Genomic DNA, 17,547 nt, shown 5'->3' on the forward strand with positions numbered 1-17,547 from the left:
GGTCGGACGGGCCGCGGGCGGCGGGGCGGAGGACGACCGACGGCGGGCGACGGCGGGGCGGCGGGGCAGAGCGGCCGGCGGCGGACCGACCCCGGCAGAACGGCCGGCGGCGGGCGCCGGCGGCGGCCAGCGGCAGGACGGCCGGCGGCGGACCGACCCCGGCAGGACGGCAGGCGGCGGGCTGCGGGGCGGCCGGGGCCAGGACGGCCGGCGGCCGGCCGCACGGTCACAGGCGGGCGGCCGCCCGCACGGTCACAGGCCGGCGACCAGCGCGGCGACCTCGTCGGCGCATCCCCAGGACAGCGTCACACCGGCCCCACCGTGGCCGTAGCAGTGCACCACCGGCGACCGGTCGGCGCGCCGCTCCACCTCGAGGCGGACGGCGGGCCGCGCCGGCCGCAGGCCGGTGCGATGCCCGACGACGCGCGCGCCCCGCAACTCGGGCACCAGCGCGCACGCACGCTCGAGGATCGTGCCGGCGACGGCGGTGTCGACGGCGAGGTCCCACTCGCCCTCGTCGTCGGTGCCGCCCACGACGATGTCGCGGCTGCGCGGGATGACGTACACCGGCGCGGCGCCGTCCAGCCACCACCGGTCCAGACCGACCTGCTCGACGTACACGACCTGTCCTCGGACGGGGAACACCGAGGAGTCCGAGACCGTCCGCCGGGCGCCCAGGCCGGTCGCGTTGACCACCGTCTCCGGGCCGTCGGGCAGCGCGGTGAGCTCCCGTCGGGTGAGGCTGCCGCCGAGCTCCCCCACCCGCGCGGCCAGCCACGGCAGGTAGACGGGCATCTCGATCACCGGGGCCACGAAGCTCCAGCCGTCCTCGTAGGGCGCCGGCGGCGATCCGGTGCGGGCCAACGACGGCACCGCTGAGCGCCACCACGGATCCGGTGACGGGATGCGCAGCACCTCGGTGCCGGCGAGCATCCGGACGCCGGTCGCGGGGTCGTCGGCCAGCGTCGCGAACGCGCCGTAGCCGGTGCGCGACCACCCGGTGACCAGCGCCTCGGGGTGGGCCCGGTACGGATACCAGAGCGCCGCGGCGACCGCGGAGGTGGTCTCCGTCGGCAGCTCCCGGGCCAGCACCCGGACCTCGTGGCCGGCCTCCAGCAGCCGCACCGCACACGACAGTCCGACCACACCCGCGCCCACCACGACCACCGCTGCCATCCGCCGAGTGTGCCGCACCCGGAGCGCGCAGCGTGTGCCGCACCCGGAGCGCGCAGCGTGTGCCGCACCCGGAGCTCAGCGTGTGCCGCACCCGCAGCGCGCAGTGCCCGACGGGCCCGCACCCGGAGCGCGCAGCGCCCGACTGGCACGCACCCGGAGCGCGCAGCGCCCGACGGGCCCGGACCCGGCCGGCGGCCCACCGACCGTCCGTGGTGACCGGTCGCGCACTACCCTGTCGGGGTGACTTTTCACCGCTTCGTGGCCCTGGGTGACTCCTTCACCGAAGGCGTCGGCGATCCCGACGACACGCGGCCGAACGGGGTGCGGGGCTGGGCCGACCGGGTCGCCGAGGTCCTGGCGGCGAGGCAGGACGACCTGACCTACGCCAACCTGGCCATCCGCGGCCGCAAGCTGGGCCAGATCATCGCCGAGCAGGTGGAGCCGGCGGTCGCGTTGGCGCCCGACCTCGTCACGCTCTACGCCGGCGTCAACGACGTCCTGCGTCCCCGGGTCGACATCGACGCTCTCGTCGCCCTCTACGCCGACGGCATCCGGCGGCTCGCCGCCACCGGTGCGCGTCTGGTCCTGTTCACCGCCTACGACACCGGCGGGCCGAGCGCGTCCGGGATCTTCGCCGCTCTCCGCGGCCGGTTCGCCATCTACAACGAGCTGGTGCGCGAGGTCGCCGACCGGCACGGTGCCACCCTCGTCGACTTCTGGCGGATGCGCGCGCTGGACGACCCGCGGATGTGGGACGTCGACCGTCTGCACCTGTCGCCGGCCGGTCATCAGCTGGTGGCCATCGCCGTCCTCGACGCGCTCGGCGTGGCGCACGACCTGCAGCCGCTGGAACTGGCTCCGGCGCCGGTGTTGTCGGCGCGTGACAAGCGGGCCGCCGACCTCGTCTGGGCCCGCCGCCATCTCGCCCCCTGGGTGAAGCGCCGACTCACCCGCTCCTCGTCCGGCGACACCCTGCAGCCACGCCGCCCGGTCCCGTCCCGGTTGCGGTGACCCCCGCCGACTCCGCTGCCGGCGTCAGCGGCTGACGCGCTCCAGCGTCTCCAGGATGTGCTCGTACGGGTGCCCGGTGGCCCGCGTCATCCCCAGCTCGCAGGTCCGGTTGCAGGACGCGTAGCCGTCGTACTCCCCCGCGGCGACCTCCGCACCCTGCGCCGCCGTGGCGGCGGCGGTCAGTTCGGGGTGCAGCAGTCCGCGGTCACCGGCGAAGCCGCAGCAACCCCAGGTCGCGGGCACGGTGACGTGCGCCGCCACCGCGGAGGCCACCGCCAGCAGCTCGCCGTTGAGCCCCATCCGGGTCGACGAGCAGGTCGGGTGCACCGCGAGAGAGTCCAGCGGGGCGCTGATCTCGAGCCGCGGCAGCACCTCGGCCTCGACGAACGCCACGCTGTCGACGAACATCAGCGGGCCGCCGCCGACCGAGTTCTCCAGCATCTGCCGCAGACCCTCGGTGCACGACGAGGCGTCGCAGACGATCGGGATCTCGCCGTCGTGACTGGCCCGTCGCAGCGCCGGCAGCACCTTCGCCGTCATCGCCTCGTACCCGCCGGTCATCCCCTTGGACTTCCACGGCGTCCCGCAGCACAGGCCGGGCAGGCCCTCGGGGTGGCGCAGCGTCAGACCGGCACGCTCGCAAAGGGTCTCGAAGGCCGACCGTACGCCCGGTGACCCGTCGGCGGGCCCGAACATCGTCCCCACACAGGCGGCGAAGTAGACCGCGTCGACGGTGTCCCGGTCCGACGCCGGCCGGCTCCCCCTCGCGGACACCGGTCGGGGCCGCGGCTCACCGCCGCCCGGGAGCTCCGGCGACCACAACGGGAGCACGTCATGATCGATCACGGTGCGGGCCAGGCGGTTGGGGCCGAGCACCAGGGGCGACGGCAGCGCGGCCGCCACGTCCAGCGCCTTCGACGCCGTGCGGGTCGCGCCGTTCCAGTGCCGGGCCGCGGAGGTCCAGCCGCTGCGGGCCACCCGGCCGGCGCCCTCGGCGCGCAGCCTCTTCATCAGGTCGCCGGTGTTGATCAACACCGGGCAGGCCGTCTGGCACATGCCGTCGACCGCGCAGGTGTCGACCGCGTCGTAGTCGTACTCCCGCTCCAGCTCGGCGAGCAGCGCGGTGTCGCCGAGCTCGCGGGCGCGCTGCATCTCGCGGCGCAGCACGATCCGCTGTCGCGGCGTGGTGGTGAGATCCCGGCTGGGGCAGACGGGTTCGCAGTAGCCGCACTCGACGCAGCGGTCCACCTCGGCCTCGACGGTGGGGGTGGTCTTGAGGTTCTTCAGGTGGGCGGACGCGTCGTCGGTGATGATGACACCCGGGTTGAGGACCCCGCGCGGGTCGCAGAGCCGCTTGATCTCACGCATCACCGCGTACAGCTCGTCGCCGTACTGGCGGCGCACGTAGGGCGCCATCACCCGCCCGGTGCCGTGTTCCGCCTTCAGCGATCCGCCCTGGTCGAGCACGAGATCGACCATGTCGTCGGTGAACGCGGCGAACCGGTCCAGCGAGGCTCCCGCGCCCAGCCGCTCGGTGAGCATGAAGTGGATGTTGCCGTCCTTGGCGTGCCCGAAGATGACGCTGTCGGTGTAGCCGTGCCGGTCGAACAGCCGGGTCAGCTCCTCGCAGGTGGGCAGCAACGCCGGCACCGGCACCGAGATGTCCTCGAGCATCGCGGTGGTCCCGGACGGCCGGGCCTCGGCCACCGTCGCGTACAGCCCCTTGCGGATGTGCCAGAGACCGGCCCGGGTGCGCGGGTCGGCCGACAACGCCGCCGGCCCGGCGAGCGGCAGCGACCGCAGGACCGTGGCCGCGGCCGCCGCCCGGGCCCGGACCTCGCCGACCGACTCCGCCTGGTACTCGACCAGCAGCGCCGCGTGCCGGTCGACGGCCAGCTCCCGCAGCACCGGATCCGCCTGCAGGTCCCGCTGGCCCACCCGCAGCGACGCCGCGTCCATCAACTCGATGGTGGCCGGCCCCGTCGACACCAGGGCCGGCAGCGCCGCGGTCGCGCGGCTGAGGTCGTCGAACACCAGCAGCCCGGTGACCGCCTCCGACAGCAGCGGCACGGTCCGGAAGACGACCGAGGCCACGAACGCCAGGGTGCCCTCGCTGCCGACGACGAGGTGGCTCAGGATGTCGACGGGGAGGTCGTGGTCGAGGAAGGCGTTCAGCCCGTATCCCATGGTGTTCTTCATCGAGAACTGGTGCCGCAGCAGCGCCACCGACGCCGCGTCGCCCCGGACCCGGTCGCGGAGCCGGTCCAGACCGGCGTGCAGCTCCGGTTCCAGGGCACGCAGCCGGTCGTCGGCGTCGGTGTCCGCGGTGTCCAGCACCGTGCCGCTGGGCAGCACCACCACCATCGACTCGACCGTGTTGTAGGTGTTCTGGACCGTTCCGCAGGCCATGCCGCTGGAGTTGTTGGCGACGACCCCGCCGATGGTGCAGGCGCTCTCGCTCGCGGGGTCGGGTCCGAGCTTGCGCCCGAGCCGGGACAGCCGCTGGTTGACCTGACGCACGGTGGCACCCGGTCCGACCCGCACCCGGGCGCCGCCGTCGAGCACCTCGATCCCCCGGAAGTGCCGCCGGGTGTCGGCCAGGATGCCGTTCCCGACGGCCTGTCCGGACAGGCTGGTGCCGCCCGACCGGAACGTCAGGGGCAGGCCCTGGGCGGCGCTGACCGCGAACAACCGGGCCACCGCGTCGGCGTCGGTGGGGGTGGCCACCGCGGCCGGGGTCAGCAGGAAGTGCGAGGCGTCGTGGGCCATCCCCAGCCGGTCGGTCGCGCGGGTGCGCACAGCGTCCGGTCCGACGGCGGCGCCCAGAGCCCGTACCACCGTGTCGCTCAGGCCCGCCATCGCGCCGCTCCCCACCTCGTCCGTCCGGTTCATTCTGCGGCAGCCCGGGCCCCGCCGGGCACCGACGTCGACTGTGGGGAGCGACCATCGCCGGCGCCGGGCCGGTCCTCCGGTCGGCGCCCGCGGCGGTGACGTCCCGCGGACCGCCGAATCCGGTGGACGCAGGTCCTATGCTCGTCCGGTGAGCATCCTGTCGCCGGTCCTGCCGCCTCCGCGCTCGTAGTAGCGCGTCCCGACGGCGACCCACCGGTGACGGTGGCCGCCGTCCGCTGACGTGCCCGCGCGGATCCCGGCCACCGTCGACCTCACCGAAAGCGCACGCATGTCCGACTCCCCCACCGTCCCCTCCGTCACGCCCGCCCCCGGCCGCCACCCCGCCCGCGCCCGGATCGGCCTGATCCAGATCACCGCCGCCGCCGTCCTCTGGGGCACCTCCGGCGTCATCGCGCAGCTCGTCCACCGTTCCACCGGCATGGGGGCGATGGACATCAGCTTCTGGCGGCTGGCGGTGTCCGCGGCGGCGATGCTGCTGATCGCCGTCCCGGGCTTCCGGCTCGTCGTCCGCGCCGCCCGCCGCGACCCGTGGGCGCTGACCCTCGCCGGAGTCGCCCTCGCCGCCTACCAGGGCCTCTACTTCCTGTCCGTCACCACGGCGGGCGTCAACATCGCCACCATGGTCAGCCTGGGGACCGCTCCGGTGGTGGCCGCGCTGTGGGAGGCGTTCCGCCGCCGCCGCGTCCCTGGCCTGCGTCCGACGGCCGTGATCGTCGTCGCGGTGATCGGTCTGGTGCTCGTCGCCGGCGGGCACGGCAGCGAGGCCGCGGGTCCGAACCCGACGCTGGGGGTTCTCGCCGCGCTCGGTTCGGGGGTCATCTACGGCGGCAGCGCGATCCTCGGGCGCCACCTCGCCCAGCACACCCCGGCCGTGGCCATGACCACCCTGACCTCAGTGGTGGGCGCCGCCGTCCTCGCCCCGTTCGCCGTGTTCAGCGGTCCGTACGTGGTGCCGGCGGACGCCCCGGTGTCCGTCGGGGTGGCCTGGGCGGGGATCGCCGCGATGGGCGTTCTGGCGACCGCGCTGGCCTACATCCTGTTCAACCGCGGGCTGCAGGCCACCGAGAGCAGTGTGGCGGCGGTGCTCACCCTGATCGAGCCGCTCACCGCGGCGGTGCTCGCGGTGACCGTGCTGTCCGAACCCACGGGACTCACCACGGTCGTCGGCGCCGCGCTGCTACTCGGCTCGGTGGCGGTGCTGTACCTGGCGCCCGGTCCGGCGGGAACCGTCGAACGGACGACGGCCGGTGGTGTCCCGGCGGGGACGGCACCGGCCCCGCCCACAGCCGGCTAGGGCACCCGCCCCTCGGCGCGGCTGCCCGCCACGCGGGTGCCCGGGGCGGCGGCGGGGTCGAGGATGTGCTCGGCGGGGTCCGGTCGGCGGCTCGCGGGTAGCCGCGCGGATCCCTCCGGCACCGCACCCGCCGGTACCACCGCGTCCGGTACCACCGCGTCCGGTACCACCGCGTCCGGCGCCGAGACGTCCGGCGCCGAGGCGTCCGAGGCGGCGGGCGCCACCGCTGCGGCCATCTCCTCGGCCGGGGCCGCCGACTCCGGTCGGTTCGGCTTCACCGTGAGGTGGAAATCGTCCTGGAAGTTCTCGGTGCCGAAGGCGACGGCCTGCTCGGTCGCCTCGGTGACCTTGCGGAACCGCTGGATCAGCGGATCGCTGTTGAGGTCCTTCATCAGGGCCACGCACATCACGATCATCACGACGACGAACGGCGCCGCCATGATGATGGTGATGTTCTGGATGCCGGACAGCGCGTCGCTGCCGCCGACGACGAGCATCAGCGCCGCGATGGCGCCCATCACGGTGCCCCAGAAGACGACGAGCCGCCGCGACGGGTGGATAGTGCCCCGCTGCGACAGGGTGCCCATCACGATGGACGCGGCGTCCGCGCCGGACACGAAGAAGATGGCCACCAGCACCATCGCGAGCACTCCGAGGATGCCGCCCAGCGGCAGCGTGGACAACAGCCCGAACAGCTGGCCCTCCACCGGCAGCGACGCCAGGCCGGCGCCGTTCTGCTCGGCGGTGATGGCGGCCCCACCGAAGACGGCGAACCACACCAGGCTGACCGAGCTCGGGATCAGGATGACCCCCGCCACGAAGCCACGGATGCTGCGACCGCGGCTGATCCGGGCGATGAACATCCCGACGAACGGGGTCCAGGAGATCCACCACGCCCAGTAGAAGATCGTCCAGCCCGACAGCCACTCCTCGGTGGCGCTGCCGCCGGTGGCCGCCGTCCGGGAGGCCATCGCGGCCAGGTCACCGAAGTAGTCGCCGATGGCGGTGGGGATCAGGTTCAGGATGACGATCGTCGGGCCGCCGATGAAGACCACGACGGCGAGCACCGCGGCCAGCACCATGTTGATGTTGGACAGCCACTGGATGCCCTTGGAGACACCGGACACCGCCGAGGCGATGAACGCCGTGGTGAGGATGGCGATGACGGCGACCAGCAGGGTGGTGCTGAACGAGTCGATGAAGCCCCCGGCGACGAGACCGCCGCCGATCTGCAGCGCGCCGAGGCCCAGGGAGGCGGCGGAACCGAACAGCGTCGCGAAGATGGCCAGGATGTCGATCGTCCGGCCGAAGGCGCCCTCGGTGCCGCGCCTGCCCAGCAGCGGGGCGAAGGTCGAGCTGATCAGCTGCCGGCGCCCGCGGCGGAAGGTGCCGTAGGCGATGGCCAGCCCGACCACCGCGTAGATCGCCCACGGATGCAGCGTCCAGTGGAACAGCGTGGTCGCCATCGCGGTGTCGAACGCCGCGGGGGTTCCGACGTCGACGGTGCCGGGCGGCGGTGATGCGAAGTGCGACAGCGGCTCGCCCACCCCGTAGAACATCAGGCCGATGCCCATCCCGGCGCTGAACATCATCGCGATCCAGGAGACCGTCTTGAACTCCGGTCGTTCGTCGTCGCGGCCGAGCGGGATCCGGCCGTAGCGGCTCAGCGCCAGCCAGATCGCGAAGACCACGAAGGCGCTCGCGGCGAGCACGAAGCCCCAGCCGCCGCCCTTGATCACCCCGCCCAGCACGCTCGAGGCCACGGCGCTCAGGTTGTCCGAGCTCAGCAGTCCCCAGGCGAGGAAGGCGACGACCAGACCGGCGGCCACGCCGAAGACGATCTTGTCGGTCGGGGCGCGCTTGCCGGCGTCACCGGCGAGCGACGGCGGCTCGAAGGGCGCGGCCACGCCGGTGTCGGGGAAGTGCGGCAGGTGCAGGTGGTGCCCGGCGTCGTTCTTGTCCTGTGTCGTCATTGTCGGCCTTCATGTCGCAGCGTCGGCTGGATCGGACGGTGGCCTGCAGCGGGCGGGACGGCCCGTGGAACGGATACCTCGGAAAAGGCGCGGACATTCTCACGTGGGAGCCGGAGATCGTCCGGTCACTGTGACGCCGACGGCGGTGCGGGCGCAATGGCCCGGTCCGTTTCCGTCACCGAAATGAAATGCCGGAGCGCCGGGCGCATGGAGATCCGTCCGTTGCGCAGAGCGCTCCGTGTTGCGCAGTACGCCTACTGTGCCGCGCGCCAGTGGCGCGGTCAAGCCGACGATCGGAGGAATTGTCGCAGGTTGGGGCGGTGCCGGCCGAGGCGTGACGGGATCGGCCGGCGATCGTTCGTCACGCGTGGGGCGGCGCCCTCGCCCATCCCGGAAATGGTGTGAACGACGCGTGTCCATTTCCTGACGACGCGAGTTCCGGTGCCGCGGAAATGCCGGTGCGGCATTCGCGTGGTCATCCGCCCGATATCCCGCTCACCCCCGGCCGGCCGTCGCGGCCGCCCCGACCTTCCCCGACAGACGGAAGAGCCCCCGGACCGCGCGGTGGCACCGCGCCGTCCGGGGGCTCCCCGGTCGGTCGACTCCTGCTCAGGAGGCGATCTCCTCGCCCAGGTACGCCGCGCGCACCCGGTCGTCGGCGAGCAGCTCCCGGCCGCTGCCGGACAGCACGATCTCCCCGGTCTCCAGGACGTAGCCGCGGTTGGCCAGGCCGAGGGCCTGGGCGGCGTTCTGCTCGACGAGCAGCACGGTCACCCCGTCGTCGTTGATCTCCTTGATGATGTCGAAGATCTGCTTGACGATCAGCGGCGCCAGGCCCATCGACGGCTCGTCGAGCAGCAGCAGCCGGGGCTTGCCCATCAGGGCGCGCCCGATGGCCAGCATCTGCTGCTCACCGCCTGAGAGCGTGCCGGCCTGCTGCCGGATCCGCTCCTTGAGCCGCGGGAACAGCTCGAAGACGTGGTCCATGACCGCCTGGTCGGGCTTCTTGAACCGGAACGCGCCCATCTCCAGGTTCTCGTGGATGGTCATCCGCGGGAACACGTGCCGGCCCTCGGGGACGTGGCAGATGCCGAGGTGGATCAGTTCGTGCGCCGGGATGCCGTCGATCCGCTGGCCGTCGAAACGGATCTCCCCGGCCGACGGCCGCAGCATCCCGGACACCGTCTTCTGGGTGGTCGTCTTGCCGGCACCGTTGGCCCCGAGCAGCGCGACGATCTCCCCCTCGTTGACGTCGAAGGAGATGCCCTTGATCGCCTTGATGGCGCCGTAGCGCACCTCGATGTCGTCGACCTCGAGCAGACTCATCTCGTCCCACCTTCCGGCTCGTCCAGGTTGCCCGTGGGCGTGGTGTCCATGGGGGTCGGCCCACCCGCAGCGGCGGCCTCGGCCGCGGCCGGGTCGTCGTCGGAGGTGCCGAGGTAGGCCGCGATGACGGCCGGGTTCTTCTGGATCTCGTCCGGGGTGCCCTCGGCGATCTTCTGGCCGAAGTTGAGCACCACCAGCCGGTGCGCGATCGACATGACGAGCTTCATGTCGTGCTCGATGAGCAGGACCGAGACGTTGTCCTTGACGTTGATCCGGACGATGAGCTCGGCCAGGTCCCGTTTCTCGGCCGGGTTGGTGCCGGCGGCGGGCTCGTCGAGCAGGATGACGCCCGGGTTGGTGCCCAGCGCCCGGGCGATCTCCAGCCGGCGCTGCTCCCCGTAGGCCAGGGAGCCGGCCAGGTCGTTGGCCCGGCTGGTCAGCCCGACCTCACGGAGCAGCTCGTAGGCGCGTTTGGTGCTCTCGCGCTCCTCCCGGCGGGCCCGCGGCAGGGTCAGCATCGACGCCAGCGGCCCCGACTTCTGCCGCGTCTCGATGCCGACCTTGACGTTCTCCAGCGCGGTCAACGCCGGGAACAGCCGGATGTTCTGGAAGGTGCGGGCCACTCCGAGGTGGTTGATGACGTGTGTCTTCTTGCCCAGCACGCTGGCCGGGCTGTCCCCCACCCGCGCGGCCAGCTGGATGCTGCCCTCCTGCGGGGTGTAGACGCCGGTCAGCGAGTTGAACAGCGACGTCTTGCCGGCGCCGTTCGGGCCGATGATCGCCAGGATCTCGCCGCGGAACATCTGCAGCGTGACGTCGTTGAGGCTGGTCACCCCACCGAAGCGCAGGGTCACCCCGGAGACGTCGTAGACGACGTCGCGGGGACCGACCGGCGATCCGGCCTTCTCGGTGCTCACCGCGTGGCTCATGCCCGGGCCCCCATTCCCTCGCCCGCGGGTACCGCTCGAGGCTCGTTCGGTGTGTCGTCGTCGAAGCCGTGCAGCTCGGCCGCCCGCCGCTTGGCCGGGATCAGCCCGCCCGGACGGAAGATCATCATCAGCAGCACGACGGCGCCGATCCACATCTGGCGGTCCTCGGCCGGCACCTGGTCCTTGAGGAACTCCGGCAGCCAGGTCAGCACGGCCGCACCCGCCATCGCGCCGGGCAGCGAGCCCATGCCGCCGAAGACGACGTAGGCGACCACCAGGATCGAGTTGTTCAGGATGAAGTTGTCGGGGGTGAAGAAGCCGACGTCGCTGGCGAAGAACACACCGGCCAGGCCGGAGGTCGAGGCGCCGATGGCGAAGGCCAGCAGCTTGACCCGGGTGGTGTTGACGCCGGTGGCCTGCGCGGCGATCTCGTCCTCGCGGATGGCCGCCCACGCGCGGCCGGTGCGGGACTGCTCCAGGGCGCGGAACAACACCACGACGATGACGATGATGATGAGCAGGAGGTACCAGTACTGCAGCTGGTTCAGGCCGAACTCGAACCGCACGAAGCCCAGGTTGATGACCGGGTGCGGCACCTGCGGCGACGGGCCACGGGTGGAGTTGGTGACCTCGTCGGCGTTGATCGCCACGATGCGGACGATCTCACCGAAGCCCAGCGTGACGATCGCCAGGTAGTCACCGCGCAGCCGCAGCGTCGGACCACCCAGGATGACGCCGGCGATCAGACAGACCAGGATGGCGAACGGTATCGCCCACAGCGGCGACATCTCCAGCCAGCTCGGCGGCTTGATCGGCAGTGAGCCGACCAGGTAGGCGGTGACGTAGGAGCCGATGGCGTAGAACGCGATGAACCCCAGGTCGAGCAGGCCGGCCCAGCCGACGACGACGTTCAGGCCGACCGCGAGCAGCACGTAGATGCCGATCTGGGTGACCAGCACCGACTGCCAGAAGCTGGTGGCGGTCGGCGGGTAGAACAGAGCGACCGCGAACACGGCGAGCAGCAGGGTCTTGGTGGCGACCGGGTTGGAGAACAATCCGGCGTCGGACGACTTCGGCGCGGCGACCTTCATGCCCGCGGCCACGATCGTCTTCGGGGCGCGGCGCCGCGCGGTGGCCACGACGAAGCCGGCACCGGCGAACAGGAACAGCGCCGCCGAGGTCATCCAGCCGCCGGTGCCGAGGTTCTGCCACGGACCCGAGACACCCTCGAGCTTCTGCACCGCCGCGGCCGAGGAGAAGAGGTACATCGTGTTGAGCGTCAGGTACAGGCCGGCCAGACCGACGACCAGCGCCGCCCAGCCGAGCGCGGTGATGCGCAGGTACGACGCGGCGGCGGCCAGGATCAGCGCCACCGCGAACACGACGTAGCCCAGCCAGCTGAGGTAGGCCTCGGCCAGCGGTGCCAGTCCGCGGTCGGCGAAGAAGGCCGCGGTGTCCACGAGGGTGGCGTTGATCCGGTTGGGCGAGTACCAGGTCGCCGCCGCCACGCCGATGATCCCGACGACCGCGCCGATGACGGCCAGCGGCAGGCCCGGCCGCCACGCCAGCACCCGGGCGAAGAACGCCTTGGTGTCGGCGATCTCGTCCCTGCTCATCGCGATCGTGACCGCGGCGGCGGCCAGCACGAGGTACCCGACGACGGCGACGCCGGCGCCCAGCGAGTGGTCGGGCCGGGTGGAGGTGGCCTCGAACGCGGCGCTGGACACCAGCACGATGAAGACACCGAAGACGGCGAGCCCGGCCGCGACCCAGCCGAGGATCCGGCGGTCCGCGACGATGCCGGCGCCGGCGACGAGCACGGTGACGATCAGCAGGGTCCAGGCGAGCCACCCGAAGAAGACCGTGGCCAGCGGCGCGAGCCCGGCGATGCCGGCGGCCGCGTCGGCGACGGTGTGGAACTTGCCGTCCCCCGTGGGGTCGTGCCACTTCAGCAGCGTCTGCGCGGCGACCACGGTGATGCCGCCGACGGCCAGCGGGAAGACGCCCGGCCGCTTGAAGTACGGGGTGATCCGCGGCCAGAAGGTGACCACGAGGAAGACCAGCACACCGATGCCCAGGAAGACGAACACCCGCGGCGCGAAGACCGCCTCCCGGAACGCCAGGCCGTAGTCCTGCTGGGTGCCCTGCTGCGGGCCGACCATGATGGCCAGCGCCAGACCCAGCGCCAGGCACGCGATGAACCGCTTGACCAGCGGGTTGGAGAACACTCCGGTTTTCATGCCGCCCTCCCGAGCTTCTCGCCGAGGATGCCGGTGGGCCGGAAGACCAGCACCAGGACCAGCACCACGAACGCCACGACGTCGGTCCACTTCGTGCCGATGAACGGCAGGGCCGGGATCAGCACCTCGATGATGCCCAGGAGCAGACCACCGATCATGGCGCCGCGGATGTTGCCGATACCGCCGAGCACGGCGGCGGCGAACGCCTTCACACCGGGCAGGAAGCCCATGATGTTGCTGAACACGAAGGCGGTGCCGAAGAGGAACCCGGCGGCCCCGCCCAGCGCGCCGCCGATGACGAACGTCTTGCTGATCGTCTTGTCGATGTTGATGCCCATCAGGGCCGCGGTGGGCGCGTCCTCGGCGACACCGCGGATGCTGCGGCCGAGCTTGGTGCCCGACACCAGGCGGTCCAGGAACAGCATCATCAGCAGCGCCGAGACGATGATGATGAGCTGGATCAACCGGACCTGCGCCCCGAAGACGGTGAAGACCACCGAGTCCTTGTTGAAGTAGTCGGGGAACTGGTTGTTGGTGAAGCGGTTGAACAGCTTGCCGGCCAGCGCGGACAGCAGGAACGACATGCCGATCGCACTGATCAGGAACGCGAGTTTGGGCGCGCCGCGGCGTCGCAGCGGTCGGTAGGCGACGCGCTCCAGACCCCAGGCGATGCAGGCGCCGGTGAGGCCACCGGTGACGAGGCCGAGCACGAAGATCAGCGGGACCGCCCAGCCGGGCGTCTGGCCCTCACCGACGACCGCCGACACGACGATGAAGCTGGCGAAGGCGCCGGACATGAACACCTCGCTGTGCGCGAAGTTGATGAGCTGCAGGACGCCGTAGACGAGGGTGTAACCGAGCGCGATGAGCGCGTACATCGATCCCCGGGTCAGCCCCGAGAAGAGATACAGCATGAAATCCTGCATGCAGGATGCCTTCCGTGAACGAGCCGGCGGGGCTGACAGGCGGTGGAGGTGTGGCGGGAACAGGCGCTGAACGCCAGAAGGCGCCGCCGATGCCGAGCATGCACATCGGCGACGCCTTCGTCGCCCGGTCCGCTGCAGGGATTCTGCAGGGTCGTGGCGTGGTGCGGTAGGGCTACTTCTGGTCCGCGATCGGCCCGAGCAGCTTGATGACGCCGTCCTCCTGCTGGTACAGATTGATGACCTGCTGCTCGACCTCACCGGTCTCGGTGAACTTGATGGTCGTGGTGATGCCCTTGTAGTCCAGTGCCTTCACCCCGGCCAGCACGTCGGCGCGGGTGACCTCGCCCTTGGACGCCAGGTCCTTGATGACCGAGATCATCGCGTTGGCGGCGTCGTAGGCCTCCGGCGAGTAGGTGGAGGACGGGGTGTTGAACTTCGCCTGGTAGGCCTTCTCGAACTCGGCGGCGGCCGGGGCGACCGTGGCGTCGAGGCAACCGCAGGAGAAGTACCAGCCGTCGCCCGCGTCGCCGGCACCCTCGGTGAAGACCGAGGACTTGCCGCCGTTGCCGGTGACGGTGATGCCGGCGAAGCCGGCCGACTTCAGCGCCTGGGCGAACAGCGACGCCTGGGCGTCGTAGCCGCCGTAGAACAGCGCCTCGACGCCGGAGGAGGCGACGGTCTGGGCGATGGCCGAGTAGTCGGTGGTCTTGGCGTCGACGCCCTCACGGGTGACCGTGACGCCCTTGGACTCCAGCTCCTTCTGGACGTCGTCGCCGACACCCTTGCCGTAGTCGGACAGGTCGTCGACCACGTAGACGGTCTTGGCCTTGGTGGACAGCCAGTCGGCGGCCTGCTGGCCCTCGACGGAGTCCGGCGGCACGATGCGGTGGAACGCGGTCCAGCCGGAGGTGGTCAGCGTGGCGTTGGTCGCCGACGGGCTGATCAGGGCGAGCTGGGCCTCGCTGTAGGTGGCGCCCACGGCCTTGGTCGCACCGGAGAAGCTCGGGCCGACGACGCCCATGACGGCGGTGTCCTGCAGCAGGGTCTGCGCGGCGGCCGGGGCCTTGTCCGGGAGCCCGACGTCGTCGGACTTGACGAGCTCGAGGGTGAAGCCGAGGTCACCGGCGGCGTTGGCCTGCTCGACGGCCAGCTCGACCGCGTTGACCTCGTTGATGCCCAGCTGCTGGTTGTCGCCGGAGAGCGGTCCCTGGAAGCCGATCTTGTAGGTGGCGCCGGAGCCGCCGCCGGCGGGGGTGGCGCCACCGGTGGAGCTGGTCGGCGCGGCGGCGTTGCCGCCGGTGGTGGGGGCGGGGGTGGTGCTGTTGGAGCAGGCGGTGAGCGCGAGCGCCCCGGCCACTCCGAATGCGGCGAACTTCGCCAGGTAACTGCTCCGCACTGACTCTCCTTAGATTTCTCGGCCCACACGACGGGGACCGAACGGGTTACTGCGGAAGTCTGCCGTGGCGGGCGAATCTCCCGCCGGCCCGGCTGTCGTGATTGTGGAGACTAGCCCACACGGGCAACCGCACCCAGGAACGTCAAACCCGGCCGAACCGATTGTGACCAAATTGCGTCCATTCGTGCGGAACCTCTCGACGGTTCGCACTCCGGCGGAGACGAGCCGATGCGCCGCATTCGTCGGCCGGATCTGCCGCGGACGGGCGGAAGTGGGTTCGGGACCCGCCGTGCACCGATGAAACCTCAGCCGTGGGGCGACATGTCGCGCAGTGCACAGTTGCGCGGAGCGTGACGTGCCTCATGATGCGCAACAACGACACAGGGCGTGAGAACGGATCCGGGTCCGGCGTGTCACCGCCCGCACGGTCGCCGGCACGGGCCGCCGACCGCGGCCGTCCGGCGGCGCCGGCCACCCACGCGCCACCGGACCCCGGAAACGACGGACCCGCCGGGCGCCGGAGCGCACGACGGGTGTCGACAGGCGGCCGGGTCCCCGACCGCCGGGAGGGTCAGCTCAACCCGTCGATGACGGCCTGCGAGATCTCCTTCATGGACGTACGCCGGTCCATCGCCGCCCGCTGCAGCCAGCGGAACGCCTCCGGTTCGGTCATCTTCTGCTTCGCCTGCAGCAGACCCTTGGCGCGGTCGATGATCTTGCGGACCGCGAGCCGCTCGGTGATGTCGGCGACCTCGGCCCGCAGCGAGACCATCTCGCTGTACCGGGCGATGGCCAGCTCGATGGCCGGCAGCAGGTCGGACTTGGTGAACGGCTTCACCAGGTAGGCCATCGCGCCCGCGTCGGTGGCCCGCTCGATGAGGTCGCGCTGCGAAAAGGCGGTCAGGATCACCACGGGCGAGATCTGCGCCTCGGTGATCTCACCGGCGGCGTCGATCCCGTCCTTCTTCGGCATCTTGACGTCGAGGATGACGAGGTCGGGCTTGAGCTCCGTGGCCAGCGCCACCGCCTGCTCACCGTCACCGGCCTCACCGACGACGTCGTAACCCTCTTCGGTCAGCATCTCCTTCAGATCCAAGCGGATGAGGGCTTCGTCCTCGGCGATCAGGACCCGCCGTTGCGTCGTCATGCGGAGAATCGTATCGGTCGGCCCGAAGCGTCTGGTCCACGGTGTGGAACATCTTCGTTAAACTCGGCTCGCGAACACGGTCCACCACCGCCGGCGACGTCGGCACGGTGACCGTTGTGGGCCCCTGTATCCCAATGGCAGAGGAAGCGGTCTCAAAATCCGTACAGTGTCAGTTCGAATCTGACCAGGGGCACTGACCAGGCAAAACAGCCTGTTGGCAACATCGAAGTCGGCACAGGGCACGTCCACAGCACGTTTTCGGTGCGATGCCGTCCATGGCACGACAAAGAATCGCCCCCGGCACGATGGGCGACATCGCCGTCATCGAGGACAAGACGCAGACCGACCCCGGGAAGAAGTACCGGGGACTCGTGCGGGTGGTTGACGCCGACACAAGGCGCACATGGTGCGCAGGTGGCGTCCGACCAAGGCCGCAGCGAAGGAGGCCACCCGTCGAGCCGCCGCCGACAAGCTAGCCGCGCTGGCGCGTGGTCGCGACGAGGCGACCGAAGCGCAGCGGACAGCTGACCAGGGCGATACGACGACAACCAACCGTGGGCGACCTGATAGACCAGACGATGGCCAGTCGGCAGGTCCAGGACCTTGCGCCGGGCGCCAGAGACAACTACTCCCCCGTCGCCGAGGCAATCCGGGCACACGAGATCGCCGCCGTATTGCCGCGTGACCTCGACGTGTAACAGGTACGAAAGTTCCTGGACACCTACACCAACGGTCACGGCCGGACCCGAGGCGACATCGCGCTGTCGCTGCTGAACAAGGCCATGGTGCTCGCCGGGGCACCTGCCGCCACCTTGAGCGAAGTCAGACCCTCAGAATGGGCCGGCTGGTCGGCACTCCTGCTTCGCCGTAAGCAGTGCGCCGTTCGAGGCGGACACTAACCACATGGGCCGCTGCATCACTCTGCCTAATTCTGCCGTCTTGTCTGTGGCAGACCCCCGCCCCAACCCCAGAATCGGCACACGGGGAGTGCGTAACTACAACGCCCTTGGCCTCTTGGTCTCTTGGTGCCCTTGCTCCTTTGCGCCTAACGCATTGTGACTCGCGGAGGACAGGATCCAAATGTATTACTCGCCCCGAAGGCCGACGGTGAAGCACTCGAAAGAATAATGGGCCTTTCAGCTTGTCTGCAGCTCGCCATTCACTGCTCTCCATTGCGGGGCTGTGTTGACCCGAACGGCGCTGTCCTGCCGTAACC

General features: G+C 71.1%; 11 protein-coding genes and 1 tRNA gene. 3 read left to right on the forward strand and 9 right to left on the reverse strand.

What is annotated here, in order from left to right; all coding sequences use genetic code 11:
- Positions 1-252 precede the first annotated feature (252 nt).
- Positions 253-1,176, reverse strand: a complete 924-nt coding sequence (locus DB033_RS06080; protein WP_111765893.1) for an FAD-dependent oxidoreductase — start codon at positions 1,174-1,176, stop codon at positions 253-255.
- A 240-nt stretch (positions 1,177-1,416) separates the two neighbouring features.
- On the opposite strand from DB033_RS06080, the gene DB033_RS06085 reads away from it, so the two are divergent.
- A complete protein-coding gene (locus DB033_RS06085) occupies positions 1,417-2,187 on the forward strand; it encodes an SGNH/GDSL hydrolase family protein (protein ID WP_111765894.1) in 771 nt (256 codons plus the stop codon).
- Positions 2,188-2,211: 24 nt separating this feature from the next.
- Here DB033_RS06085 and DB033_RS06090 read toward each other — a convergent pair whose 3' ends face one another.
- Complete coding sequence (locus DB033_RS06090; protein WP_111767285.1) at positions 2,212-5,046, reverse strand: FAD-binding and (Fe-S)-binding domain-containing protein; 2,835 nt, start codon at positions 5,044-5,046, stop codon at positions 2,212-2,214.
- A gap of 322 nt (positions 5,047-5,368) precedes the next feature.
- On the opposite strand from DB033_RS06090, the gene DB033_RS06095 reads away from it, so the two are divergent.
- Positions 5,369-6,394: a DMT family transporter gene (locus tag DB033_RS06095; protein ID WP_157970533.1), complete on the forward strand. Its 1,026-nt coding sequence runs from the start codon at positions 5,369-5,371 to the stop codon at positions 6,392-6,394.
- Here DB033_RS06095 and DB033_RS06100 read toward each other — a convergent pair.
- The 7 genes from DB033_RS06100 to DB033_RS06130 form a co-directional block, all read right to left on the reverse strand.
- Complete coding sequence (locus DB033_RS06100) at positions 6,391-8,367, reverse strand: BCCT family transporter (protein ID WP_111765896.1); 1,977 nt, start codon at positions 8,365-8,367, stop codon at positions 6,391-6,393. The two genes, DB033_RS06095 and DB033_RS06100, sit on opposite strands and share 4 nt — an antisense overlap.
- A gap of 609 nt (positions 8,368-8,976) precedes the next feature.
- Positions 8,977-9,693 carry an ABC transporter ATP-binding protein gene (locus DB033_RS06105; RefSeq protein WP_111765897.1) on the reverse strand — a complete coding sequence of 239 codons (717 nt, stop codon included), beginning with the start codon at positions 9,691-9,693 and terminating at the stop codon, positions 8,977-8,979.
- Positions 9,690-10,622 carry an ABC transporter ATP-binding protein gene (locus tag DB033_RS06110; RefSeq protein WP_111765898.1) on the reverse strand — a complete coding sequence of 311 codons (933 nt, stop codon included), beginning with the start codon at positions 10,620-10,622 and terminating at the stop codon, positions 9,690-9,692. Before DB033_RS06110 ends, DB033_RS06105 begins: the two co-directional genes overlap by 4 nt.
- Positions 10,619-12,862, reverse strand: coding sequence for a branched-chain amino acid ABC transporter permease (locus DB033_RS21080; RefSeq protein WP_205843675.1), 2,244 nt, complete (start codon positions 12,860-12,862; stop codon positions 10,619-10,621). The genes DB033_RS06110 and DB033_RS21080 overlap by 4 nt, the downstream gene beginning before the upstream one ends.
- Positions 12,859-13,776, reverse strand: coding sequence for a branched-chain amino acid ABC transporter permease (locus DB033_RS06120; protein WP_205843676.1), 918 nt, complete (start codon positions 13,774-13,776; stop codon positions 12,859-12,861). The genes DB033_RS21080 and DB033_RS06120 overlap by 4 nt, the downstream gene beginning before the upstream one ends.
- A 184-nt stretch (positions 13,777-13,960) precedes the next feature.
- On the reverse strand, positions 13,961-15,184 hold the full coding sequence (locus tag DB033_RS06125) for a branched-chain amino acid ABC transporter substrate-binding protein (protein ID WP_111765900.1): 1,224 nt from the start codon (positions 15,182-15,184) through the stop codon (positions 13,961-13,963).
- A 571-nt stretch (positions 15,185-15,755) separates the two neighbouring features.
- Complete coding sequence (locus DB033_RS06130; RefSeq protein ID WP_111765901.1) at positions 15,756-16,331, reverse strand: ANTAR domain-containing response regulator; 576 nt, start codon at positions 16,329-16,331, stop codon at positions 15,756-15,758.
- Between the two features lie 120 nt (positions 16,332-16,451).
- Between DB033_RS06130 and DB033_RS06135 the strand changes: the two genes are divergently transcribed.
- Positions 16,452-16,524, forward strand: a tRNA-Leu gene (locus DB033_RS06135).
- Positions 16,525-17,547: the final 1,023 nt, after the last annotated feature.

Origin of the sequence: Nakamurella deserti (genome assembly GCF_003260015.1) — a bacterium.
Classification (GTDB): domain Bacteria; phylum Actinomycetota; class Actinomycetes; order Mycobacteriales; family Nakamurellaceae; genus Nakamurella; species Nakamurella deserti.

Excerpts from the sequence above, each read along its gene's own strand:
- DB033_RS06080 (WP_111765893.1), bottom strand. The coding sequence starts at position 1,176 with ATGGCAGCGGTGGTCGTGGTGGGCGCGGGTGTGGTCGGACTGTCGTGT.
- DB033_RS06090 (WP_111767285.1), bottom strand. The coding sequence starts at position 5,046 with ATGGCGGGCCTGAGCGACACGGTGGTACGGGCTCTGGGCGCCGCCGTC.
- DB033_RS06095 (WP_157970533.1), top strand. The coding sequence starts at position 5,369 with ATGTCCGACTCCCCCACCGTCCCCTCCGTCACGCCCGCCCCCGGCCGC.
- DB033_RS06100 (WP_111765896.1), bottom strand. The coding sequence starts at position 8,367 with ATGACGACACAGGACAAGAACGACGCCGGGCACCACCTGCACCTGCCG.
- DB033_RS06105 (WP_111765897.1), bottom strand. The coding sequence starts at position 9,693 with ATGAGTCTGCTCGAGGTCGACGACATCGAGGTGCGCTACGGCGCCATC.
- DB033_RS06110 (WP_111765898.1), bottom strand. The coding sequence starts at position 10,622 with ATGAGCCACGCGGTGAGCACCGAGAAGGCCGGATCGCCGGTCGGTCCC.
- DB033_RS21080 (WP_205843675.1), bottom strand. The coding sequence starts at position 12,862 with ATGAAAACCGGAGTGTTCTCCAACCCGCTGGTCAAGCGGTTCATCGCG.
- DB033_RS06120 (WP_205843676.1), bottom strand. The coding sequence starts at position 13,776 with ATGCTGTATCTCTTCTCGGGGCTGACCCGGGGATCGATGTACGCGCTC.
- DB033_RS06130 (WP_111765901.1), bottom strand. The coding sequence starts at position 16,331 with ATGACGACGCAACGGCGGGTCCTGATCGCCGAGGACGAAGCCCTCATC.